Origin of the sequence: Vibrio sinaloensis DSM 21326 (assembly GCF_000189275.1) — a bacterium.
Lineage (GTDB): Bacteria > Pseudomonadota > Gammaproteobacteria > Enterobacterales > Vibrionaceae > Vibrio > Vibrio sinaloensis.
Genome location: NZ_AEVT01000099.1, coordinates 51,367 through 74,512 on the forward strand (window position 1 = coordinate 51,367; position 23,146 = coordinate 74,512).

General features: G+C 46.4%; 18 protein-coding genes. 8 read left to right on the forward strand and 10 right to left on the reverse strand.

Features of this window, described 5'->3' with window-relative positions; genetic code table 11:
- Positions 1–12 precede the first annotated feature (12 nt).
- Positions 13–1,953, reverse strand: coding sequence for a DEAD/DEAH box helicase (locus tag RH45_RS18205; protein ID WP_008080003.1), 1,941 nt, complete (start codon positions 1,951–1,953; stop codon positions 13–15).
- Positions 1,954–2,318: 365 nt separating this feature from the next.
- On the opposite strand from RH45_RS18205, the gene rnb reads away from it, so the two are divergent.
- Positions 2,319–4,319 carry an exoribonuclease II gene (rnb, locus tag RH45_RS18210; protein ID WP_008080004.1) on the forward strand — a complete coding sequence of 667 codons (2,001 nt, stop codon included), beginning with the start codon at positions 2,319–2,321 and terminating at the stop codon, positions 4,317–4,319.
- Between the two features lie 65 nt (positions 4,320–4,384).
- Here rnb and RH45_RS18215 read toward each other — a convergent pair whose 3' ends face one another.
- Complete coding sequence (locus RH45_RS18215; protein ID WP_008080005.1) at positions 4,385–4,738, reverse strand: DUF3024 domain-containing protein; 354 nt, start codon at positions 4,736–4,738, stop codon at positions 4,385–4,387.
- 139 nt (positions 4,739–4,877) lie between these two features.
- On the opposite strand from RH45_RS18215, the gene RH45_RS18220 reads away from it, so the two are divergent.
- Entirely contained in the window at positions 4,878–5,693 is an 816-nt protein-coding gene (locus tag RH45_RS18220; protein WP_008080006.1) for a phosphate ABC transporter substrate-binding protein, read from the forward strand.
- A gap of 46 nt (positions 5,694–5,739) precedes the next feature.
- Here the strand turns inward: RH45_RS18220 and RH45_RS18225 are convergent, their stop codons facing one another.
- Complete coding sequence (locus RH45_RS18225; RefSeq protein ID WP_008080007.1) at positions 5,740–7,767, reverse strand: DUF885 domain-containing protein; 2,028 nt, start codon at positions 7,765–7,767, stop codon at positions 5,740–5,742.
- A 395-nt stretch (positions 7,768–8,162) separates the two neighbouring features.
- Between RH45_RS18225 and RH45_RS18230 the strand changes: the two genes are divergently transcribed.
- Both RH45_RS18230 and RH45_RS18235 read left to right on the forward strand, forming a co-directional pair.
- Positions 8,163–9,497, forward strand: coding sequence for an NfeD family protein (locus RH45_RS18230; RefSeq protein WP_039958902.1), 1,335 nt, complete (start codon positions 8,163–8,165; stop codon positions 9,495–9,497).
- A 1-nt stretch (position 9,498) separates the two neighbouring features.
- Positions 9,499–10,287: a slipin family protein gene (locus RH45_RS18235; RefSeq protein WP_008080009.1), complete on the forward strand. Its 789-nt coding sequence runs from the start codon at positions 9,499–9,501 to the stop codon at positions 10,285–10,287.
- Between the two features lie 110 nt (positions 10,288–10,397).
- Here the strand turns inward: RH45_RS18235 and melB are convergent, their stop codons facing one another.
- Together melB and melA are read right to left on the reverse strand one after the other, a co-directional pair.
- The gene (gene melB, locus RH45_RS18240; protein ID WP_008080010.1) at positions 10,398–11,828 is read right to left on the reverse strand and encodes a melibiose:sodium transporter MelB; all 1,431 of its coding nucleotides are present in this window, start codon (positions 11,826–11,828) and stop codon (positions 10,398–10,400) included.
- An 82-nt stretch (positions 11,829–11,910) separates the two neighbouring features.
- The gene (gene melA, locus RH45_RS18245) at positions 11,911–13,269 is read right to left on the reverse strand and encodes an alpha-glucosidase/alpha-galactosidase (RefSeq protein WP_008080011.1); all 1,359 of its coding nucleotides are present in this window, start codon (positions 13,267–13,269) and stop codon (positions 11,911–11,913) included.
- Between the two features lie 304 nt (positions 13,270–13,573).
- Between melA and melR the strand changes: the two genes are divergently transcribed.
- Entirely contained in the window at positions 13,574–14,602 is a 1,029-nt protein-coding gene (gene melR, locus RH45_RS18250) for a transcriptional regulator MelR (protein ID WP_008080013.1), read from the forward strand.
- 31 nt (positions 14,603–14,633) lie between these two features.
- Here the strand turns inward: melR and malK are convergent, their stop codons facing one another.
- Positions 14,634–15,758, reverse strand: coding sequence for a maltose/maltodextrin ABC transporter ATP-binding protein MalK (gene malK / locus RH45_RS18255; protein ID WP_008080014.1), 1,125 nt, complete (start codon positions 15,756–15,758; stop codon positions 14,634–14,636).
- 676 nt (positions 15,759–16,434) lie between these two features.
- Here malK and malE point away from each other — a divergent pair.
- From malE to malG, 3 genes are all read left to right on the forward strand, one after another.
- On the forward strand, positions 16,435–17,616 hold the full coding sequence (malE, locus tag RH45_RS18260) for a maltose/maltodextrin ABC transporter substrate-binding protein MalE (RefSeq protein ID WP_008080016.1): 1,182 nt from the start codon (positions 16,435–16,437) through the stop codon (positions 17,614–17,616).
- 75 nt (positions 17,617–17,691) lie between these two features.
- The gene (gene malF / locus RH45_RS18265; RefSeq protein WP_008080018.1) at positions 17,692–19,263 is read left to right on the forward strand and encodes a maltose ABC transporter permease MalF; all 1,572 of its coding nucleotides are present in this window, start codon (positions 17,692–17,694) and stop codon (positions 19,261–19,263) included.
- Positions 19,264–19,275: 12 nt separating this feature from the next.
- On the forward strand, positions 19,276–20,166 hold the full coding sequence (gene malG / locus RH45_RS18270; RefSeq protein ID WP_008080020.1) for a maltose ABC transporter permease MalG: 891 nt from the start codon (positions 19,276–19,278) through the stop codon (positions 20,164–20,166).
- 326 nt (positions 20,167–20,492) lie between these two features.
- On the opposite strand, the gene RH45_RS18275 is transcribed toward malG, so the two are convergent.
- The 4 genes from RH45_RS18275 to RH45_RS18290 form a co-directional block, all read right to left on the reverse strand.
- On the reverse strand, positions 20,493–20,738 hold the full coding sequence (locus tag RH45_RS18275) for a hypothetical protein (protein ID WP_008080022.1): 246 nt from the start codon (positions 20,736–20,738) through the stop codon (positions 20,493–20,495).
- 257 nt (positions 20,739–20,995) lie between these two features.
- Positions 20,996–21,481, reverse strand: coding sequence for an acyl-CoA thioesterase (locus tag RH45_RS18280; protein WP_008080023.1), 486 nt, complete (start codon positions 21,479–21,481; stop codon positions 20,996–20,998).
- 186 nt (positions 21,482–21,667) lie between these two features.
- Entirely contained in the window at positions 21,668–22,843 is a 1,176-nt protein-coding gene (locus tag RH45_RS18285) for an alpha/beta hydrolase (RefSeq protein ID WP_039958912.1), read from the reverse strand.
- 22 nt (positions 22,844–22,865) lie between these two features.
- Positions 22,866–23,072 carry a hypothetical protein gene (locus tag RH45_RS18290; protein ID WP_008080026.1) on the reverse strand — a complete coding sequence of 69 codons (207 nt, stop codon included), beginning with the start codon at positions 23,070–23,072 and terminating at the stop codon, positions 22,866–22,868.
- Positions 23,073–23,146 lie beyond the last annotated feature (74 nt).

Consider the following 23,146-nt stretch of genomic DNA (forward strand, 5'->3'; position numbering starts at 1 on the left):
GTTTATCGCAGATTAGCCTTCGCTGCGACGGTCACGACCATGGCCACGTTCGCCACGGTAGTTACCACGGTGGTCGCCACCGCGATTGCGGTCAAAACGACGCTCGCCATCACGGCTACCACGGCCGCCTTCACGGTTACCACGGTAACCACCTTCGCGGTTGCCGTCACGGTTTCCACGGTAGCCACCTTCGCGATTGCCATCACGGTTGCCACGGTAACCGCCTTCACGACGACCACCATCGCGGCCACGACCGCCATCACGACCACCGCCACGGCGAGGCTCACGGAAATCGTTAAAGTCACATACTACCGCGTCAACTTGCTTCTGACGGATACGCAGCTTGCGTAGTTTGCCTGCAGTATCAGAAGACATTGCTTTAGGCAGCTGAACATAAGTCTCGCCTTGAGCTAGCTTGATCGCACCGATAGAGCCTTTAGTTAGACCTAGCTCATTTGCTAGTGCACCAACGATGTCTTTAACTTGAACGCCTTGCTCACGACCAACTTGGAACTGGTAAGTATCCCAATCTTGGTTGTTGAAGTTACGATCACGGCCACGACCATCGCGACCGCCTTCACGACGCTCTTTACGACGCTGCTTATCACGTTCAATCGCTTCAATCATTGGATCTTCACCAATGTAGAATAGAGGACGTTTACCTTGCTGACGTTTAAGCAAGATTGCCGCAAGTGTTGCAGCATCAAGCTCTAGAGACTCTTGTAGTTTTTCAACTAGCTCAGAGAACTTCTCTAGTGCTTTGTGTTCTTTTTCAGTTTCTAGCTCAGCACCCAATTTAGCAAGACGAGCTTCTGCTACTTTGTCACGGTGTGGAAGTTGGATTTCTTCCATCGATGACTTAGTTACGCGCTCGATAGTGCGAAGCATGCGTAGTTGGTTAGTGCGAACAAGAAGGATCGCTTTACCTTTACGACCAGCACGACCTGTACGGCCGATACGGTGGATGTAAGACTCAACATCGAATGGGATGTCGTAGTTAAATACGTGCGTGATACGTGGAACGTCAAGACCACGTGCTACAACGTCAGTGGCAACTAGAATGTCGATAACACCTTGTTTGATGTGATCAACAGTACGCTCACGTAGAGACTGAGGGATGTCGCCGTGCAGTGCAGACGCTTTAAAGCCACGTGCACATAACCAATCAGCAAGACGCTCAGTATCTTGACGTGTACGTACGAATACGATTGATGCGTCTGTCTCTTCTGTTTCTAGAAGGCGAGACATTGCTTCGTCTTTCTCTACGCCTTTAACAACCCAGAACTGTTGCTCTACTTTATCTACGGTGTGGTTCTTACCTGCTACGTCGATAGTGACAGGTTCACGCAAGAAGCGCTCAACAATGTTTTTCAGCATTGGAGGCATAGTTGCAGAGAATAGAACACGTTGTGCAGATTCAGGAGCGTGCTCCATGATTGCTGTTACGTCGTCTACGAAGCCCATGTTTAGCATTTCGTCAGCTTCATCTAGAACGAACGTGTGTACTTCGTCTAGGTGTAGGCGATCACGGTTGATAAGGTCTTGAACACGACCTGGAGTACCAACAACAATGTGAGCACCGTGCTTAAGAGCACGCATTTGGTCAACGATTGAAGTACCACCGTAGATCTCAAGAACTTTAAGACCAGAGATGTTTTGGCCGAGGTTCTTGATTTCAGCGGCTACCTGAATCGCTAGTTCACGTGTTGGTGCAAGAACGATCGCTTGAGGCTTACGCTGACCAAGATCAAGTTTGTTTAGAAGTGGTAGAGAGAAGGCTGCTGTTTTACCAGTACCAGTTTGCGCTTTACCTAGTGCGTCAACGCCTTCCATTAGGTGCGGGATAGATGCCGCTTGGATAGGGGTTGGAGAAACGAAACCCATACCTTCAAGAGCTGAAAGGATAGAGTCGTTAAGCGCTAGATCGCTAAACTGAGTTACAGAATCTGTCATTGGGATCCTACTATTTTTATGTCAACAAAAGGTCCCACGAGCTCTACCAATTCCAATACCAATCCAGTTGAGAGCTGATTCCATTCAGATGCGGAAAAGTCGTAAATCGCATCAAGCCGCTAGGGACGTAAATAAGGGGGCGGATTATTCCCTAAATGCATAAAAAAAGCTAGAAAAAATTGAATTACATCACAAATTTTTCTCAGAGAAGAGAAAAGTGGCCATAATATCGTCATTTAGAGCAAGTATTTACGAAACTAAGTGCTTGATGAATTGCCATTGATGGAATTGTTACCCGCTCAAGGTAGCTTGGTAAATAGGCCGATGATATAGTGTCAGCAATTTTTTCAGTAAGAAATGTACAGATGTTCCAAGATAACCCGCTATTGGCTCAACTTAAGCAGCAAATTCAAGAAACCCTACCGAAAAAGGAAGGCACAATCAAAGCGACCGAGAAGGGCTTTGGCTTTCTAGAAGTAGACAGCAAAACGAGTTTCTTTATTCCGCCACCGTACATGAAGAAATGTATCCATGGTGATAAGGTTAAAGCAATTATCCGCACGGAAAAAGAGCGCGAAGTTGCCGAGCCTGAAGAGTTATTGGAACAGTCTTTAACTCGTTTTATTGGTCGCGTGAAACTGTTCAAAGGTAAATTGAACGTTACCCCTGATCACCCGCAGCTGAAAAAACTGTCACTAAAAGCGAAAACTCGCAAAGGCATTAAGAGCGATGATCTTAAAGAAGGCGATTGGGTTGTAGCGCATCTAACTCGCCACCCTTTAAAAGGTGATAATGGCTTCTTTGTCGAGATCTCGGAAAAGATCACCGATGCTGACGACAAGATTGCACCTTGGTGGGTAACCTTGGCACAAAACGATCTGCCCAACAGTGAGCCAGCAGGTATCGATAATTGGGAAATCAGAGACGATGCGGATCTTGAACGTATCGATATGACGCACGTTCCTTTCGTGACGATTGATGGTGAGTCTACCAAAGATATGGATGATGCCCTGTTCGCGAAGAAAAAGGACAATGGCGATTTTGAGTTGACCATTGCGATTGCCGATCCAACCGCTTACATCACGCCAGATAGCGAGATGGATAAAGTGGCTCGTCAACGAGGCTTCACTATTTACTTACCAGGTCGCAATATCCCAATGCTGCCGCGTGATCTCGCAGATGAGCTGTGTTCACTGATTGAAGGTGAACAGCGTCCAGCGGTATGTTGCAGCGTGACCATCAGTAAAGACGGTGTGATTGCGGACGATATTCAGTTCTTCGCGGCGAACATTAAATCTCACGCTCGTTTAGCATACGATCATGTTTCAGACTGGATCGAAAATGGCCAGTCAGACGCATGGCAGCCAAGCGAAGAGATTGCTCAGATTGTTCGTGACTTGTACGACTTCTCTCTTGCTCGCGCGGATTGGCGTGAGAAAAATGCCGTGGTATTCCCAGATCGCCCTGATTACCGCTTTGAACTGAGCGAAGATAACGACGTGGTAGCTATCCATGCGGACATGCGTCGTAGTGCCAACCGCTTGGTTGAAGAAGCGATGATTACAGCGAACATCTGTGCTGGTAAGACGCTACAAGCTAGCTTTAACTCAGGTGTGTTCAATACCCATGCGGGCTTCAAACCAGAGAAAATCGAAGATGTGGTTGCACTAGTGAATCCTGAGGGTGAACTGCCATTTACTGCGGAATCTATTGCTACCCTAGAAGGGTTTGCTGCGCTGCGCCGTTGGTTGGCAAGCCAAGAAACCTCTTACTTGGACAATCGTATCCGCAAATCGCAAGCGTACAGTGAAATTGGTAATCAACCTCTTCCACATTACGCAATGGGCTTAGACCTATACGCAACATGGACCTCACCAATTCGTAAATACGGTGACATGATTAACCATCGTATGTTGAAAGCACATATTCTAGGTAAAGAGCCAGTGCAGACGGCAGATGAAACCGTTGGTGAAGAGCTGGCATTGCACCGTAAGCACCATAAGATCGCAGAGCGCAATGTTGGCGACTGGCTTTACGCTCGCACACTGGCAGCTGAACCAGAGAAAGCAACCACCTTCCAAGGCGAGATCTTCGACATCAATCGAGCGGGTATGCGTGTACGTTTACTTGAAAATGGTGCGGCGGCCTTTATCCCAGGTTCGCTTATTTTGGCCAATAAAGAGCGCCTAGAGTGCAATGGTGAAAATGGTACTGTCTCAGTCGACAAGCAAATCGAGTATCGTTTGGGGGATGTATTAGAGGTCGTTTTGGCTGAAGTAAACCAAGAAAACCGTAGCATTGTGGCTAAGCCAACGCGAGTGTTTGCAGAGTTACCAGCAGCGGAACCAGAAACGGCTGCAGAGTAAGGCAGTTGAATTAACGTAAGAGGGTGCCCAATGGCACCCTCTTTTGTATGCAGCTTGCAGAATGGTTAATCTTCCCAGAATACCGATTTAGGGTCTTTGTCCACCTCACGCATGATGGCGGTGAGATCGCTGCTTCCTGCTAGGAATGGGTAAGGTAGCCAGTGATCGGACAGTGTGTCATCAGGAACAAACAACTCCCAATGACGCTTATCTATACTCCACTCAACTTTGGCAACAGGTAACATGTAATCACAGTGGCTTGAATCAAGCAGGAAGTGTTGCTTGATAAACACCACGCCAGCGCCTGTTGTTTCGTAGCTTGCTTTGCCTAACTCTGCCGGCATGCTTTGGTTGCGCTGCTGACAAATCAGCTGCGCGCGACTTTCGACTTGTTTTTGTAGCAAACTTACAACGGCCATAGCGACTCCCTATCTCAATCTAATCATAGTATTTAATGGTTATTTCGCTGTCTGTATAGTTTTTCACAAAAATGTCATCTAACCGCAATAAGATGGCTGCCAATATCATCGCTTACCTAGATTCATATGGGAGAAAATTATGGTTCGTGTTGTGCTGGCCGCACTGGTTTCTTTTTCGTTTTTCGCTCCGTCACTTCATGCACAAGAAGTGAATGTGTCTGGCTCAACGTCGGTAGCGCGTGTTATGGATGTACTGGCAGAAGAGTTTAATAAGTCTCATCCAGAAAGTTACATTGCTGTACAAGGGATTGGCTCGACGGCTGGGATCACCCTGGTCAAGAAAGGGGTTGCCGATATCGGTATGAGCTCGCGCTATTTAACGGAAAGTGAGCAAGATGAATCCTTGATGGTGACGCCGATTGCTTTCGACGGTTTGGCGGTTGTCGTGAATCAATCTAACTCGCTACAAAACATTACCCGTGAACAGTTGTTCGATATCTACAAAGGTAAGATCACCAACTGGAAACAGTTAGGCGGGCAGGATCAAAAGATCGCCGTCGTCACTCGTGAAGCATCTTCTGGCTCTCGTTATAGTTTTGAAAGCTTGCTCGGTTTGACCAAAGTGATTAATGGTCGTTTGGTATCAGACATTAATCCAGATAACTTAGTGGTTAATAGCAATAGCATGGTTAAAACCATTGTGAACCATAATAAACAAGCGATCGGTTTCGTATCGACGGGGTCAGTAGACCGCTCGGTGAAAGCAATTCAGTTTGAAGGGATTGAAGCGACCAGTAAGAACATCGCGACGGGGCGCTATGAGTTGTCTCGTCCTTTCCTAGTGCTATACAGCAGTGGTGAACTGAAAAAAGATTCTCAGGACTTTATTCAGTATCTAAAAAGCAAAGAAGCTAAAGCTTTGATTGATGAATATGGCTACACGCCGATAAAGTGATTAGCTTGAATGGAAAGAGCCAGCGTAACGCTGGCTCTTTTTTTGTCTATTTCTGCGTTTTTATCCAGTTTTCGATGCTGGTTTCAACCACTTCCATAGGCTGGTCGCCGTATTTGAGCAACTGATCATGGAATGAAGCCCAATCAAACTTGTCACCCAATTCGGTTTGCGCTTTGTCCAGCAACGCTTTGATCACTAAGAATCCCGATTTGTATGAAACGGCTTGACCGACATAAGCCGCGTAGCGATAGCTCTCAGACTCGATGTCGCCATCCCCGAGAGCTGAATTGTCATTCATATAGGTTTGCGCCTGCTCGATACTCCAACCTTTAGCGTGAATGCCTGTATCTACCGCGAGACGCATATTCCGCAGTTGCGCTTCATTGAGGCTGCCGAAGTATTGCAGGGCATTACATTCCTCAGCGTCAAGGTAGATGCCACCTTGGAAGGTATTGTAGTCGAGGTCCGCTTTACACATACCCGTTCCTTCGACAAACGTAGGTAACCCCTTGTCATCGAGTTTCCCGTATATGCCCATCTCCAAACCTAGCCATTCCGTGTAGAGCGCCCAACCTTCGGCATAGGCGGTGTACCAAACGTTTTTAATATAGTCTGGCTTATTCGCCGGTGGGTACTCTATCGAGTAAGCGTTTTGGAAATGGTGGCCCGGCGCGGCTTCGTGAAGAAGAAGCGTAGAGACATTCCACTTCTGCAAGCTATAGTCTGGGTGGGTATTGAGGTTGAATTTGTTGCTACCATAGGAAGCGACACCTTCATAAAGCTCGCCCGATGCCGGAGTTGGTACAATCGTGTAGTCCGTTTCGATGGTTTTGAAGTAACCAGCAACCACATCGTTTGCATCGGTCTTAAAGGTGTTGTAGTCAATCAAGGCCGATTGACAGGCGTTGGAATTAGAGGCTTCGTCACAGAGCGTTTTGTATTGAGTATCTCCGACGTTCACACCATCGCGGCCATAGAAGAACTGTTCGCTGTTAAGGTAATCAAAGAACTCAGATAGGTTAATATTGCCACTGCCATCGGCAATATTGAAATCACGCATTTCGAATGTGCCATCACTCTTGCGCCAGTTTGCGGTAATGGTATTGCCCCGTTTCTCTGCCACCAGTTTAGCTACTCGAATCATCTCGGCTTTTGCTTCGGCAACCAACTGTTCGCCCAGTTGGTTTAGCTCCATAGCCGACTTACCTGTGGTGCTGTTTCGGTCAAGTTGCCATTGATACCAGGCTTGACCATTGGGTAGATCACCCCAGCCAATATTGGTGTCTTGGATACTGCCAGCAGCACCAGTGCCTCTTGCCGCGGTAATGTAGTCGGTTTTGAGGAAATCGACTAAATCGGTAAGTGCTGCGACCGCGTCATCAACGGCCTTATCATATTCGGCGGGAAGATCGGAGGTGTCGCCAAGAGTATTTAAATGAGTCACACCTCGGCGAAGCAACGCATAATTATCCTTAGCGACGGTATTCTCTGTCGATTCAATAAAACGAGTCGTTAGAACTTTAGGTAATTGGGCAGAGTCTATTATTCCCAAAGAATAAAGTGACTTAAGATTATTAACCCAAGAGGTAAATTCTCTTACCACTTGTATATGATCCCGATAATCATCAATATCAGTTAATTTTTTACCAGCGTAGTCGGCATTCCATTGAATATAATTATAAAAGTGGGTAATAGGAATATCGAAGTTACCAAAACGAGTATTAGGAAGTGAAGCTCCTCTTAATTTAATATTTCGGTCGAAGATAAATGTATCGTAATAGATCTTATCTTCGTCACTGAGCGAGTCGCGGTCAATAGCTTCAAGCTTATCAAGGTACAAGCGGTCTACAGCCTGACGAGAGACGGACATCTGATCAGTGACTTGACCAAAGGTTGTACTGTCTAAGGTAGATATTGCCGACTGGTAATCTCGGAATACCTCACGCATGGCAAGATCAGGTGCTGTGCTCGGATTTCGAGTTTCTACAATGGTTGTCTCTTCATCATTACAACCAGCTAAAGACGTAATGGTAATTAATGCTATAGCAATAGGGTTAAATTTACGAAGCATCATATCGAGTATCCTCATAGATAAATTCGATAAGTACTTTATCTGACAAAATTGGAGCAATAAATTGGCTAAAAATAAAACTGTGATTAAAAAGTGGCCAGTGTTATTGAATAGTATTCAGAGTTTAATCATCAGTATGAATGTTCTATTGTTAATTTGATTATATATTTGTTGTAAATGAATATTATATTTATTGTCGTGTGTTTATTCGCATATTATCTCTAAGTTAATTAAAAAGACTATTTTCAAAAAATATCGACTCAATCACAAAATACCTTTCAAGGCCAAGTTTGGGATAAAAGCTCCTAAACCAAAGAGTGATTCCAAACCTTTCTCCATACCAAGTGTAAGGGAATGGACTACAATTTAATCAGATAAAAGTTCTGGGAGGTGTCGAAGTGACTCAGGTTCTTAGAAATATTTTATCCGTGTTGTTGCTTTGCTTTTCTGCGTTCATTGCGGCAGAAGAGGCTGTGCCTTCAAAACCGCCTACCGTTCCCCTTATTTCGATAGATGGCGCTATTGGTCCAGCGGTGGGGCAGTATGTGATAGAAGAAATCGCGCGAGCTAACAAAGTCGGCAGTCCAGCGCTTATCATCACCATTGATACCCCCGGAGGTTTGGTGACTAGCCTGCGCGATATTAATCAGGCAATTTTAAATTCTCAGATCCCTATCTTATGTTTGGTTCACCCTCAAGGAGCCAGAGCGGCCAGCGCCGGGACGTTTATACTTTACGCTTGTCATATTGCCGCGATGGCTCCCGCGACGTCGTTAGGAGCGGCCACGCCAGTGAGTATTGGAGGGCCTAGCCCAACCCAGAAAGAACAAGAGTCGTCAGAACCCTCAGCTATGGAAAACAAAGTACTCAATGACTCTATCGCTTACATACGCTCTTTGGCGCAGCTGAGAGGGCGCAATGCAGAATGGGCGGAAGAAGCCGTCAGGGACGCTGCAACACTTTCTGCCACTGAAGCGCTGGATAACAATGTCATTAACCTTTTGGCTGACTCACCTCAGGACCTGCTGAATAAGCTCAATGGTCAGGAGGTAGAGGTCAACCAAGCTTCTGTCGCACTGGCGTTTTCCGAGGTGGAACTTGACGTCAGGCAGCCCGATTGGCGTCATCAATTTCTTGCGACTATCACCAACCCAAACATCGCTTATCTACTGATGATCATCGGTATCTATGGCTTGTTGCTCGAGTTTTACAGCCCAGGTTTTGGGGTCGCCGGTGTGGTTGGGGCAATCAGCTTACTTGTGGCCACTTACGCTTTCCAAATGCTACCGATTAATTACGTCGGAGTTGGACTCATTGTTCTGGGGTTGGGGTTACTAGTGGCAGAATCCCTGCTGCCGAGTTTTGGCATTATGGGGTTTGGTGGTGTGATTGCGTTTGTGCTTGGCTCAATTTTCTTGATCGACAGCGATATCCCTGAATTGCGTGTTTCGCCAAGCTTAATTTATTTGTTAGCAGCAACGACTGGCGCATTACTACTGTTTGTGCTTCGTCGCTTGTGGCAATTGCGACACCGACAAGTAGTGAGTGGCTTAGACAACCTTATAGGCAGCATGGCGAGAGTTGAGAAGGGCTTTGTTACCCAAGGGTATGTCTATGTGGCAGGGGAACGGTGGGCTGCGCGTGGAGAGCAAGGTTTTGCTGATGACGAAATGGTGGAAATTGTCGCCGTAGAGGGACTGACCTTGTTGGTAACCAAGGTCAAAGGAGGTTGATATGATGGAGCAGATAATTACCAGTGGCTTGCTCACCCCGGTTATCTTAGTTGGCTTGGTGTTATTACTGGCGTTCAGTTTTTTTCATGTTCTGCGCGAGTATGAGCGCGGTGTCGTGTTCTTTCTTGGGCGGTTCCAGACTGTAAAAGGCCCTGGACTAATCGTCGTTATCCCAATGATCCAACAGATGGTCAAGGTCGATCTGCGGACTGTCGTTATGGATGTTCCGAGCCAGGATGTGATCAGTCGCGATAATGTGTCAGTTCGAGTCAATGCCGTGATCTATTTTCGCGTGGTTGATTCACAAAAAGCCATCATCAATGTTGAAGATTACCTTGCCGCGACATCGCAATTGGCACAAACCACTCTGCGGAGCGTACTTGGCCAACATGAATTGGATGAGATGCTGGCCAATCGTGAAATGCTTAACACCGACATTCAAACCATTCTTGATGCGCGCTCAGATGGTTGGGGGATCAAAGTTTCTGATGTCGAGATTAAGCATGTCGATCTGAATGAAAGTATGATCCGCGCCATTGCTAAACAAGCAGAAGCGGAGCGGGCAAGACGCGCTAAAGTGATTCATGCGTCGGGTGAAATGGAGGCGTCAGAGAAGTTAGTCGAAGCGGCGAGTAAAATGGCTTCTCAACCCAATGCGATGCTGCTGCGTTATCTACAAACCTTGACGGAGATAGCGGGTGAGAAGAGTTCGACCATTGCCTTCCCTTTACCGATGGAGCTCATGGACAGTTTGTTTAAACGTAGTGGCAATAGTGATAAGAAAGAATAATCCAGAAACAAGAGGCTCTCTGACTTGAGAGCCTCAATCGTAGTTGTTACTCCGACCGGTTCATCTTCGCTAACCAGTTGCTCATTGCAAAGTGGGCATCACCCGATTGACTACTGTGTCACTTGAGCTGGATCGATGGCCTTTGGCTGACCGCTTAACTGGGATTCAGAGTCTGTCACATGCTGGTACTTAGCGGTAAGTTGGTCTTGGATGTTTTGGTGGTACTGGCCGTTGAGCTTGTAGAAACGGAAGTAAACAACCAGCGCGATTGCAAAAAACAACGCAGGTAAACCGATCATGATGCACTGCATACCAAATACGGTTTCAGGAGTTTGCACGACGTTAGGGACATAGTCGACAGCAGTAAGAGCAATGCCGATGAAGAAAGCGGCGAACGCTGACCCAGCCTTTACAACCAGAGTCTGAACAGAGTAAGCGATACTTTCACAGCGCTGGCCGAGTTTGCATTCGCCATAGTCTACTGTGTCTGCCACCATGATGACGTTCAGTACCCAAAACAGTGCGGTTCCGATTTGTAGCAGCACACCAGCAGTGGAGATCAGCACAATGCTTTGCTTATCGTACATGCCTACATAGATGAGTACAGCGCTGCCTAGAATTGGCAGACTTGAAGCGCACGCCCACAAGGTTCGGCGAGAGAATAGTTGCGCAAGTTTAGGGAATAGTACCAGCGTTATCAGGTTGGCGATCCCCGCGTACGCCATGTAGTAAGGGAATAGGTCTTCGTTGCCGACGACATAAGTGAAGTAATAAACCGCAAAGGCGGTGATGATGTTGGTGGCAAGGTTGTATGACAGTGCCATACACAACACACTGGTTAGCTGGTCATTTTTGTAGATCAGTTTAAGCAGCTTGTTCAGTGTTACTTTCTCTTCGGGTTTACTGCTGTCTAGTGATTTGGTCGAATAACGTTCTTTCACATTTCTTAGCGTGATGTAGGTGGAGACAACAAAGCAGCCAATAAGCAGCAAAGTAAAGACTTGGAATCCATAGCCCTTGTCGTCACCTCCCACATAGTTCACAAACGGCATTGCAATGGCGGCGGTCACAAGCCAAGCGAGGCTGGCAAAAAACCTTGGGTAGGGGACAAGGTCTTCTCGCTCGCGCTTATCTAGCGTTAGAGTAGGGACTAAAGACCAGAACGGAATATCCATCAAAGTGTAGGTCATCCCCCATAAAATGTAAGTGACAGCGGCATAAGCGATAAGCCACGGGCCTTCTATATGGTGAGCGCTGAACAGCATAAACAGCACAACAGAGTTGGTCACCGTGCCCACTAATATCCAAGGTTTAAATTTTCCCCAGCGGCTACGAGTGTTGTTAACGATCCAGCCCATAATTGGGTCATTGACCGCATCCCATATTCGGGCAACCAGAAAGATGGTTCCCACTGTCGCCGCGGAGATACCTACTACATCCGTGTAGTAAAACATCAGGTACATATAGACAATGGTAATGGCGAAGTCCTTACCAAATGCCCCAAAGCCATAACTCAGCTTTGTGTTCATTGAAATGCTCATGGGTGCTCCTTACGCCTTCTAAGCAGAAGGCGCATTGTTTTCACGTTAATTTATTATCAGAAATGCTTGTTATTATTTTTTATTAGGCTTTTGGATAGACCCAATCAGGTAGCCAACCTTGATGAGCCTCGATTAAGTCGTCGACTAAAGCGTAAATTTCCTCTAACCCCAAGACGGCTGCTGTATGCGGGTCGAGCATGGCCGCATGGTAAATTCGCTCACGGTTTTCAGTTAAAATCGCTTCTGTCAGTAGTGTTTGCACATTGATATTGGTCTGCATTAACGCGGCGAGATGGCTAGGCAGCTTGCCCGCTTTAATTGGTTGAATACCATTTGCATCGACAAGGCAGGCGACTTCAACACAGCAACCGTGTGGCAAGTTATCAATCAAAGCCTCATTTTTGACATTGCCATAGATGACACTCGGAGTGCCTGTCCAAATGGAATTCATGATGGTGCTTGCATACTCGTGAGATTCACTGACGCTGATCTCATCGGCATTTTTAAAGGCTTCTAGATCTTGCTTCCAATCCGCAATTTGTTCTACACAACGTTTTGGGTATTCGTCGAGTGGTACTTTATAACGCTCAATCAAATCTGGGCGGTTTGGCTTAATAAAATAAGGGGTGTATTCAGAGAAATGTTCGGATGATTCAGTGACGAAATAGCCGAGCTTCTTAAACATTTCGTACCTAACTAGATTAGTGCAACGACCATTATGATGTAGGCCGGGTTTCGGCGCTTGACCACTTTCAAAAGCCGCGAGTAGATCAGGGTAAATATCGACATAATCACCTTGTTCAGTCTTCTTCTCGAGAGTTAAGTAGTAGGCCATATGATTGATGCCCGCACAGGTATAACGGAGATCTTGGTAGTCTAAGCCTAGATCACGAGCCAGCTCTTCTGCCGTACCTTGTACAGAGTGACATAGACCGACTTGCTTGATGTTTGGGTACTTCTCGTACATGGCCCAAGTATTCATTGCCATTGGATTGACGTAGTTAAGCATGGTCGCATTCGGGCATAGCTCGCTCATGTCTTCACACACTTTCCAAAGATGAGGAATGGTACGTAACGAGCGCATGATGCCGCCTGGGCCAAGCGTATCGGCGATAGTTTGCTCTAATCCGTGACGCTTACACACTTCAAAATCGGTGACGGTGCAGGGCTCATAGCCACCAATTTGAAAGGCGATCACGACAAAGTCGGCATCTTCTAGAGCTTCTCTTTGGTCCAAATGGCAGCTTATTGAGCCCGTTGCTCCAGAAGACTGCATCAGCTTACTCACCACCAGATAAGATTCTTCTAAGCGGGTTCCGTCAATGTCCATGAGGGCTATATGGGCGTTTTTCAAAGCAGGTTTATGAAACACATCGCCAAGAATATTCTTCACAAAAATGGTTGAACCTGCACCGATGAAGGTGATCTTCGGGTTATTCATTCTCTTCTTCCTCATCTATCACGTATTGGGTTGGATGAGTAAACATTACCCGAGTAAACCAAGCAGATTCGTCTCACTTAAAAACCGCAGACTCCTATTTCCTAATATTTTTAATTGCAATTGCCGATATCTGAGTTTTTGGGAGACATTGAATACAAAGCGGGATGGAATGTGTCGGCATTCAGAATATCAATGAACTAGGCCATAACAGAGTGTGATGAGTATAGTTTGGTATGAGCTGGGTCTGAGTAATGCGGTGTTAGATTTGCAAAACTAGGCTATCCCATTTTTAACGGAATCATTGATGAGTAAACGAGAAACCGAAGCGACACACCTTGTTACCCAAAGTGAGTACTCAGATGACAATGTACTTGTCAGCCCGCTTTCGTTGTATTCGTCGTACGAGAAGATAGATGTTGAAGTGCGAGCTCCCCATTCTATGCCCGGCTATCACTGGCATGGACAGGTGGAGGTCAATATTCCATTTGGTGATGATGTTGAGTACATCGTCAATGGCACGCCAGTCGTCATAGAAAACGGTGGTATAGGGGTGTTTTGGGCTTCTGTCCCTCATCGTCTAACTGAGCCCGGAAGAAGCCATAACATGGGGATTATCAATATTCCTATCCATCAGTTTATGTCTTGGCCGTTAAGTCGGGATCTCGTCAACCAAATTACCCATGGGTGCGTCTTGCAGTCAAACTCAACATCTTTGGTGAGTGAGTTTGAATTGGCGAGATGGGCCAAGGAAATGAGTGATGATTCTGAAAGTCGTCAACAGCTTGCCGTCGATGAGATTGGATTGATGTTGCGTCGAGTTTGCGTGGATGGTTGGAAGCCGTTGGTTTCAACCCAAGCGGATAAATCGGCGAAAAAAGGGGTATCGAAGCATTCACAGTTTTACGTCAGTCAAATGCTTGAGTTCATAGCAACTCACCATAATGTGCCACTGACCACCAAAAAAATTGCAGAGCATGTTGGGTTACATGCCAACTATGCCATGAATGTTTTTCAACGAACGATGCAGATGACGATTAAGCAGTACATTACAGCGATGCGGATTAATCACGCAAGAGCATTGCTAAGTGATACGGATAGAACCATTTTAGATATTGCGCTTACCGTGGGATTCAATTCAAGCAGCCGATTCTATGAGACGTTCCAAACGTATATAGGCGTGACGCCTACTCAGTATCGGAAACTAGCAAGGGAGGATCATCGCTGGAGTTTGCATGGCAGCAACCCTCTCTATGATCTTGAGAAGGGCGCGTGTGATGGAAAGCGACCTGTTAGTGTAACAGCGGAGATAGACCAACGAAAAAAGCCCCGATGAAGGGGCTTTTTTGTGACCAAGTCAAACTTGATTAATTGTCTTGGAACTCTACGCCAGATTCTCTGTATAGGCGCTGACACGCTTTGCCATCGCTGTGGAATAGGTGACAACGGTGTGCAGGGATACCGACAGAAAGTTTATCACCAGGCTCTACATCTAGGGTGTCAGGTTGACGGTAAATCATGTCCGCGTCAGCGGCGTCGATGTGCAGGTAAGCTTGGGTTTCGTTACCTAGTTTTTCAACGATATTGACTTCGCCTTCGATGGTTGCGTCACCTTCGTTTGCTGGCAATAAGTGTTCTGGGCGGACACCCAAAGACATACGCTCGCCTTTAACAACGGTTGTGCCATCAACTGGAATCCAGAACGCGGTACCGTTGGCAAGTTGTACCATAACGCGGTCTTTTTCTACTGCTTCAATGAACACGCTCATGAAGTTCATTTTTGGTGAGCCGATAAAACCAGCAACAAAACGGTTTTGAGGGTAGTGATACAATTCAAGCGGTTTACCCACTTGTGAAACAAAACCGGCATCTAGAACCACGATCTTGTCAGCCATGGTCATCGCTTCAACCTGATCGTGTGTTACGTAGATCATGGTACAGCCCAGTTTGCGTTGCAGCTTGGTGATTTCTGAACGCATCTGTACACGTAAGGCGGCATCAAGGTTCGATAATGGCTCATCAAGTAGGAAGACGTTTGGCTGAGAAACCAAAGTACGGCCGATAGCAACACGTTGACGTTGACCACCAGATAGAGCTTTTGGTTGGCGCTCAAGCAGGTGACTCAGTTGAAGAATTTCTGCTGCGTGCTCAACGCGTTTGTCGATCTCTTGCTTGTCTGCTTTGGCAAGCTTAAGACCAAAAGACATGTTGTCGTAAAGGTTTAGGTGTGGATAAAGCGCGTAAGACTGGAAAACCATGCCGACACCGCGTTTAGATGGCTCAACATCGTTCATGCGCTCTTCACCAATGAAGAGTTCACCCGAGGTAATGTCTTCTAGACCAGCAATACAACGCAGCAACGTTGACTTACCACAACCTGACGGACCAACAAATACAACGAATTCGCCTTCTTTGATTTCTAAATCAACGTTTTTCGAAATTAATACGTCACCGTAAGCTTTACATACATTTTTTAACGTGACACTCGCCATCTAGCTCGCCCTCGATCAATATTTTTTATTTTTACTGCTCATCATTATATGAGTTATCGTGCGAGCAGTAACAGTAGGAATCTGGTAAGGAATGGATTCTTTCAAAGAGTAAGAAAATGAGGGTGACGGATTACTCACATCACCCACCAAAGCCAATACAAAGTCTGCTTCCCCCGTACAGCATAAGCATCTCCCCCGTTTTTGTGAAATCTTTCGATTACAACCCTACGAATGATTATGCTGTCACAGCAAACCCCAGCGGCATTGCAAATCAGCGTTCTTATCGGCTTTCGCCTGTGAACTGACTGTTAAGGGTTCTTACTATCCACTCTTGGATGGCTGTAGTTTCCCTTTTACCCGACGGTTATACATCCTCCCGTGTTGATTTTTTATGGGGGTAGTAGATGAGGAGGAGGGAGAGGAGGGAGGAAAAGCCACAGTTAGATCGAGTTCAAATAATTCTGGCTGGTAACGGTGAATCTGATCACATTAAGAGTCGTTTTTGTGATTTTGCTCTCCAACCTCAAACGATAGGGATCACGAAAATAAGCCATAATACTTAGGGCGTAGGGAGTAGGAGGATGAGCTATTTGTCAGTTTGGCTGAAAATATATGGCGAAATACGGTGAAGCCTCTAGGTTGACCCCTACAACACAAAAATTAAAAGGATATGAACATGAAAAATGCCCTAAGCACAGTGGCACTAGGTACGCTAGTTGCTCTTGGCTCATTTGGTGCAAATGCTGCTATCGAAGAAGGTCAATTAACTATCTGGATTAACGGCGATAAAGGTTACAACGGACTTGCTGAAGTAGGTAAACAGTTTGAAGAAGATACGGGTATCAAAGTAACCGTTGCTCACCCAGATGCTCTTCAAGACAAATTCCCTCAAACAGCAGCGACTGGTGACGGTCCTGATATTGTGTTCTGGGCGCACGACCGCTTTGGTGGTTACGCTGAGTCTGGTCTCCTAGCTGAAATCAAACCGTCTAAAGAAATTAAAGAAGGCATCGTAGACTTCGCATGGGATGCTGTGAAATACGATGGCAAGATCATCGGCTACCCTGTAGCAGTTGAGTCTCTATCTCTAATCTACAACAAAGACTTAGTGCCTAACCCACCTAAGAGCTGGGAAGAAGTGGAAGCGTTAGACGCGAAACTGAAGAAAGAAGGCAAGTCTGCAATCATGTGGAACCTAAAAGAACCGTACTTCACATGGCCTCTAATGGCAGCTGATGGCGGTTACGCATTCAAATACGGTGCAGAAGGTTACGACATCAAAGACGCTGGTATCGCGAAAGATGGCGTAAAAGACGCGATGAGCTTCGTTAAAGGTTTGGTTGAGAAAGGCGTGATCTCGTCTGATATGGACTACTCTGTCTCTGAGTCTGCATTCAACCAAGGCACGACTGCGATGACAATCAACGGTCCTTGGTCATGGGGCAACATCGAGAAGTCAGGCATCAACTACGGTGTAACAACACTGCCTAAATTTAACGGTCAATCTTCGAAGCCTTTCGTTGGTGTATTGACTGCAGGTATCAGCACAGCGTCTCCTAACAAAGACCTAGCGGTAGAGTTCATCGAGAACTACCTACTGACTAACGAAGGTCTACGTAAAGTGAACGATGACAAGCCACTAGGTGCAGTAGCGCTTAACTCATTCCAACGTGAGCTTGATTCAGACAAGCGTATCGCAGCGACAATGGACAACGCGATGAACGGCGAAATCATGCCAAACATCCCGCAAATGAGCGCATTCTGGGGCGCAGCGAAAAACGCGATCGTAAACGTTGTTGATGGTCGTCAAACTGTAGATGCAGCACTTGCAGATGCAGAAAAACAGATGACTAAATAATTAAGTAATACCCTTTTGAGGAGAGGGCAACCTCTCCTCCTTTTCTAAGTTTTATTATCGCTAGCAGGTTCTCTTATGCAGTCAGTTCAAGGTACAGATGCTATGACATCTACAACAACGAGCTTGCCATCAAGTAAAAACGTCTTTATAAAATGGGCTGTTCTTGCTTCTGTCGGTATCGTCAATGGCTACGCAACCGTCTTAATGTATTCTCGCGGTGAGACAGCTTTCGCGCTGCTTACCCTTATCTTATCAGCACTGGCGTTGTACATCTTTGGTAGTAAAAAGACTTACGCCCACCGTTACATTTATCCAGGTATTGCAGGCATGATCCTGTTTATCCTGTTTCCTCTTGCGTACACGGTAAACCTAGCCTTCACTAACTACAGTGCAAAAAACCAACTTTCCTTTGACCGTGCACAGACGGTATTGCTCGACCGCACCTTCCAAAGCGGTGATAGCTACCCATTCACGCTTTACAAGACCGAGAATGGTCACCGTATTGCAGTGAAAAAAGGCGAGCAACTGTTAGCGACAGAAGAGTTTAATCTTGCGTCTCCAGGCGCTGATATGGATTTAGCTCCGGTTGAATCCGTCGCGGGCGAAAAAGAAAAAATTAAGACCATCATCAAGAATAAATCTGGTTTGGGCGCAGTAGATTTACATCTGCCTTCTGGTGAAGACATTCGCATGAGCGGTCTGCGTAAATTTGCTGCGGTTGTTCCTCTTTACACGTTGCAAGACGATGGTGAATCACTTTACAACAACCGCACCCAAGAAATGCTACGTCCAAACATGGAAGTGGGCTTCTATCAGCCGGTTGACGAAAATGGCCAATTTACTGGTTCAACAGTGTCTCCTGGGTTCGTTGTGGGCATTGGTGGTGCGAACTTCGAACGTGTGTGGAAAGATGATGGTATCAAAGAGCCGTTCGTAAGCATCTTTATCTGGACGGTTGTGTTCTCTGCGTTAACGGTTGGCCTGACGGTGATTATTGGCTTGGTGTTGGCGAGTGTTGTTCAGTGGGAAGAGATTAAAGGTCGTGCGATTTATCGAGTGCTTTTGATTCTTCCATATGCGGTACCTGCGTTTATCTCTATCTTGATCTTTAAAGGTCTATTTAACCAGAGCTTTGGTGAAATCAACATGGTGTTGGAAGCTCTGTTTGGTATTAGCCCGTCATGGTTCTCTGATCCGTTGATGGCGAAAGTGATGATTGTTTTCGTTAACACTTGGTTAGGTTTCCCGTACATGATGATTCTATGTATGGGTCTACTCAAAGCGATTCCAGAAGACCTTTACGAAGCGTCTGCGATTGACGGTGCCAACTTTGTCGATAACTTCCGTCGCATTACAATGCCTCTGATGATCAAGCCGCTTACGCCGCTATTGATTGCCAGCTTTGCATTTAACTTCAATAACTTCGTGTTAATCCAGCTATTGACTCAAGGTGGCCCGAATATGATCGGCACTTCAGAGCCAGCAGGTTACACCGATTTACTAGTTAGCTACACCTACCGTATCGCATTTGAAGGCGGCGGCGGTCAAGACTTCGGTCTAGCAAGTGCAATCGCGACACTTATCTTCCTATTGGTCGGTGGTCTAGCACTACTCAACCTACGTTTCACTAAGCTGTCTCAGGATTAAGGAGTACCGACAATGGCAATGGTACAAGGTAAATCTCTTAAATACCGTGTATGGGCGACACACGCTGCACTATGGATATTCCTGTCAGCGATTATCTTCCCACTACTTATGATTGTGGCTATCTCATTCCGTGAAGGTAACTTTGCAACAGGTAGCTTGATCCCAGATAACCCATCTCTAGAGCACTGGAAGTTAGCATTAGGCTTCTCTGTGACGAACGCAGATGGCACAGTCACGCCACCTCCGTTCCCGGTACTTACATGGCTATGGAACTCAGTGAAGGTTGCGGGTATTACTTCTATCCTGATTGTGGCGCTATCGACCACATCGGCGTACGCATTCGCTCGCATGCGCTTTAGAGGTAAAGACACGATCCTAAAAGCGATGATGATCTTCCAAATGTTCCCGGCAGTACTTGCGTTGGTAGCACTATATGCGTTGTTTGATAAGCTAGGTCAGTACATTCCGTTCCTAGGTTTGAACACACACGGTGGTCTTATCTTCTCCTACTTAGGGGGTATCGCACTGCACGTATGGACCATTAAAGGTTATTTCGAAACAATTGATAACTCTTTAGAAGAAGCGGCAGCGCTAGATGGCGCAACACCTTGGCAAGCGTTTAAACTAGTACTGTTACCGTTATCAGTGCCTATCCTAGCCGTGGTGTTCATCCTGTCGTTTATCGGTGTGGTGGGTGAAGTTCCTGTAGCATCACTACTACTTTCTGATGTAAACTCATATACATTAGCGGTTGGTATGCAGCAGTATCTATACCCTCAGAACTATCTATGGGGCGATTTTGCAGCAGCAGCAGTATTGTCTGCACTACCAATTACCATCGTATTCTTACTTGCGCAGCGCTGGTTAGTCGGAGGATTAACCGCCGGTGGTGTGAAAGGTTAATAAGAACGATAAGGGCGACCGCAAGGTCGCCCATTTTGTTTTCTGCTTAGCAATTTTGGTTTGGCCGCCGATCAGCTAAGCAAGAGGCAAGTCTGGCGTTACGCATAGCTGGCTGTTAGTGAGATTCCTTACTATTTACTTCTAACAGTTTTTGTAACCAAAACCCGGTTTGTCCCGGGTTTTTTTATGCCTGTTGAACCGTTGCAAGTATAAGAATTAAGACTCGGAAAGATATCGAAATGATGAGTGATTGCGACGCACTGTTCACTTGGGTATGCAACAAGAAACCTTGTTGCAGTTAAGGATGATTGAGTAGTCTAGCGCGCCTAGAATTCTCGGTTAGAGGGGGCACAGCCTAGGTAACGAAGCAGCACGTAAACACTTTCTTGAGACAGTGCCACACGGCGAAACAAATCTGCGAACGTATCATCTCCACCAAAGCATGTTTGAATGTAGTGGTTGATTTCTTGATCGTTATACCCTTCAACATACATGGTTCGAACCCATTGGTATTCCACCGCTTTTGGGTTAACTAACGTGTTTTCATTGAGGGTAATGCCACTTAAGCTCACAGAGGTTCCTTCATCTAACTAATCTGCAAGGATTTAACCAAATCAAGATGAAAGAAAAATGACAGTTTCTTTGCCTGACATACGGCTGACATAAAACAGTGACTTCAGCGTCAAAAGTGAACCTTAAAGAGAAGTGAGCGGGCCGAATTAACGTGACAGTGTGAGATCGAGTCACATTGAGTCACTTGAGTAGATGGGAAGCAGGTAAGGTGGAGTAGTAAAGTGGCGGCCTAAGCCCCCACTTTACTCTGAAAAGCTTATTTTAAATACTTAACGTGCGCTTCCATCTCTTCGCCGATCTGTTTGCGCATATTCATTAAACGGATGGCCGAATCGCGAAGTTCGATATCTTCATCGGTTTGCGGAATCCACTCTGGGACATCCGTGGGTTTACCGTTTTCATCAACGGCCACCATGATAACGATACAGTGAGTGGTGAGGCGGTTTTTTAGTTCTTTGGGATCGCTCGCTTGCACGTCGATCGCAATGTGCATTGAACTTCGGCCCGTGTAGATCACCTTAGCACTGACTTCGACCAAGTTGCCTACATGAATCGGTTGAACAAATCGTATGCCGCCTGCATAAGCGGTGATACAGTATTTACCACTCCAGGCAGCGGCGTTTGCATAAGCGGCTAAATCGATCCATTTCATGACCGCGCCACCGTGGACTTTACCACCAAAATTTACATCGCCCGGCTCGGCTAAAAAACGTAGTGTGATGTCGCGTTGACCATTACTCATCTGTCAATCCTTCGTGCTTCAAGTGTTATTGTTATTGGCTGTTGTTCTTAAATAACAAAGCTGTTACTTACGTGCAACCTATATTCGAGTGTAGCGTGGATTTATTCTGACCGAATGGACGTATTGGCAGAAAAGCGAGCGCAGAGGTGAAAAGTAAAGCCCCGCCAATGGCCGGGCTTTAGTGGGTTAAGATTTGCTTTGGTCAGACATTACCTTGTCTAGGATGGCCATGCTCTCTTCAAAATAAGGGTTATAGGTTAGTCGAGCATGGGTTTTACCAGGTTCAACGTAGCCCCAAGCGGAGTACCAAATATCCTCTCCTTGAGCGCATGAACTTGATACATCTTCCGGTTGCCCGTTGCTACAAATTAAATTGCTGCCACCAATGCCGTAGTTGGGGTTAGTGGGTGAAAACAGCAGCCCCATGTGCGAGCCATTGGAGATGCGTTGCTCGGGTATTTTCATGCTAAAGCGTGTTGAGCGAGGGTCTTTGAGTTCCTGCTCTCCTTGCCAAACAACGTGATTAGCAGTGTTAGGCATCTTTTCGCTGAATGTGCTTAGCGCATACTCAGTGTTGATTACCTTGTCCCCTTCGCTAAGTAACATGAACACCGGATGAGCGTAGTTTGCGGTTTCAAGTTGCTCCCTGACGATCGCCGATGTTTGATAATAAACCGCGGCGGCACTCATTGGCAGCGAGTTATAACGTAATGGGTTGTTTTCAGGGTCTTGGTCTGCCCAAGTGATAAAGTGGCTTGCGAGTTCTGCAAACTGAACGGAACTCGATCCTGGTTCGAGCGCTGGAGAAAATAACAGTAGCCCTTGGATGGAATCATCCTTGAGAGCGGCTGAAGTGACAAGGTTTGCGCCCGTCGAATAACCGCCTAGCCATACTTTCTCGGTTTGCTTTTTGAGCAATGCGATATGATGATCGACCACTCCCTGCCAGTCTTGTAGCGTAGGGAGCTGTAAATCACCGACTTTACTCGCATGACCGGGCAGGAGAATGGTTCGCACTACATACCCTTGATCGGCTAGATGTGTCGCGACATCATGAAAAGAGTAGGGCGAGTCTCCCAAGCCGTGCACCAATAGCACGCCTTGACCGTTCGGCTGAGCTGGTTGATATTCACGTGGCAAAACTTGGGCAAGTTCAGTTTGCTTGTCTTCCGTTATAAAGATGCGGTTCTGCTCAAGCCAGCTTTTCGTTTCGGCAACATATTGAGAAAAGCTGTCTTGGTCGTAATCCGGTAGCGCCGTCGCTTTCTCATACGCGGGATCTTGTGCGGGAGTGCTGCAACCAACAATCACTGTAGTAATCGCTGCTGCAATATAAAACGCGAAAGCGGATTTCTTGCGCATTACGTATTCGATTTTCTCTCTTTTACTTTGTGACTTCTTCATATTCCCCCTCCAGAACACGATCCTGTCCCGGTTGGTGGAAAGGAGCGCGGTTGGTTTTCATCGCCTTCTCGATCTTTTTTCCCGTAATTAGGGCTGCAATGGTCAATGGGATTGCTAAGATCAGGCCAAACAGAATGGTAAATACGCCAACAAACAGGGCCAAAATACTCGATACAATTCTATTCATAGTCATTACCTCTTCTTGCTTAGTCTCTAGAATACGTGGCTGGAAATGAATGAAACATGAACGAGGCAGCAGCG

Bases quoted from the DNA above. Each gene is read 5' to 3' on its own strand.
- RH45_RS18215 (WP_008080005.1), bottom strand. From the start codon at position 4,738: ATGGCCGTTGTAAGTTTGCTACAAAAACAAGTCGAAAGTCGCGCGCAG.
- RH45_RS18290 (WP_008080026.1), bottom strand. From the start codon at position 23,072: ATGAATAGAATTGTATCGAGTATTTTGGCCCTGTTTGTTGGCGTATTT.
- malG (WP_008080020.1), top strand. From the start codon at position 19,276: ATGGCAATGGTACAAGGTAAATCTCTTAAATACCGTGTATGGGCGACA.
- malK (WP_008080014.1), bottom strand. From the start codon at position 15,758: ATGGCGAGTGTCACGTTAAAAAATGTATGTAAAGCTTACGGTGACGTA.
- malF (WP_008080018.1), top strand. From the start codon at position 17,692: ATGCAGTCAGTTCAAGGTACAGATGCTATGACATCTACAACAACGAGC.
- melA (WP_008080011.1), bottom strand. From the start codon at position 13,269: ATGAATAACCCGAAGATCACCTTCATCGGTGCAGGTTCAACCATTTTT.
- RH45_RS18225 (WP_008080007.1), bottom strand. From the start codon at position 7,767: ATGATGCTTCGTAAATTTAACCCTATTGCTATAGCATTAATTACCATT.
- RH45_RS18285 (WP_039958912.1), bottom strand. From the start codon at position 22,843: ATGCGCAAGAAATCCGCTTTCGCGTTTTATATTGCAGCAGCGATTACT.
- malE (WP_008080016.1), top strand. From the start codon at position 16,435: ATGAAAAATGCCCTAAGCACAGTGGCACTAGGTACGCTAGTTGCTCTT.
- rnb (WP_008080004.1), top strand. From the start codon at position 2,319: ATGTTCCAAGATAACCCGCTATTGGCTCAACTTAAGCAGCAAATTCAA.
- RH45_RS18280 (WP_008080023.1), bottom strand. From the start codon at position 21,481: ATGAGTAATGGTCAACGCGACATCACACTACGTTTTTTAGCCGAGCCG.
- RH45_RS18235 (WP_008080009.1), top strand. From the start codon at position 9,499: ATGATGGAGCAGATAATTACCAGTGGCTTGCTCACCCCGGTTATCTTA.
- melR (WP_008080013.1), top strand. From the start codon at position 13,574: ATGAGTAAACGAGAAACCGAAGCGACACACCTTGTTACCCAAAGTGAG.
- melB (WP_008080010.1), bottom strand. From the start codon at position 11,828: ATGAGCATTTCAATGAACACAAAGCTGAGTTATGGCTTTGGGGCATTT.
- RH45_RS18205 (WP_008080003.1), bottom strand. From the start codon at position 1,953: ATGACAGATTCTGTAACTCAGTTTAGCGATCTAGCGCTTAACGACTCT.
- RH45_RS18220 (WP_008080006.1), top strand. From the start codon at position 4,878: ATGGTTCGTGTTGTGCTGGCCGCACTGGTTTCTTTTTCGTTTTTCGCT.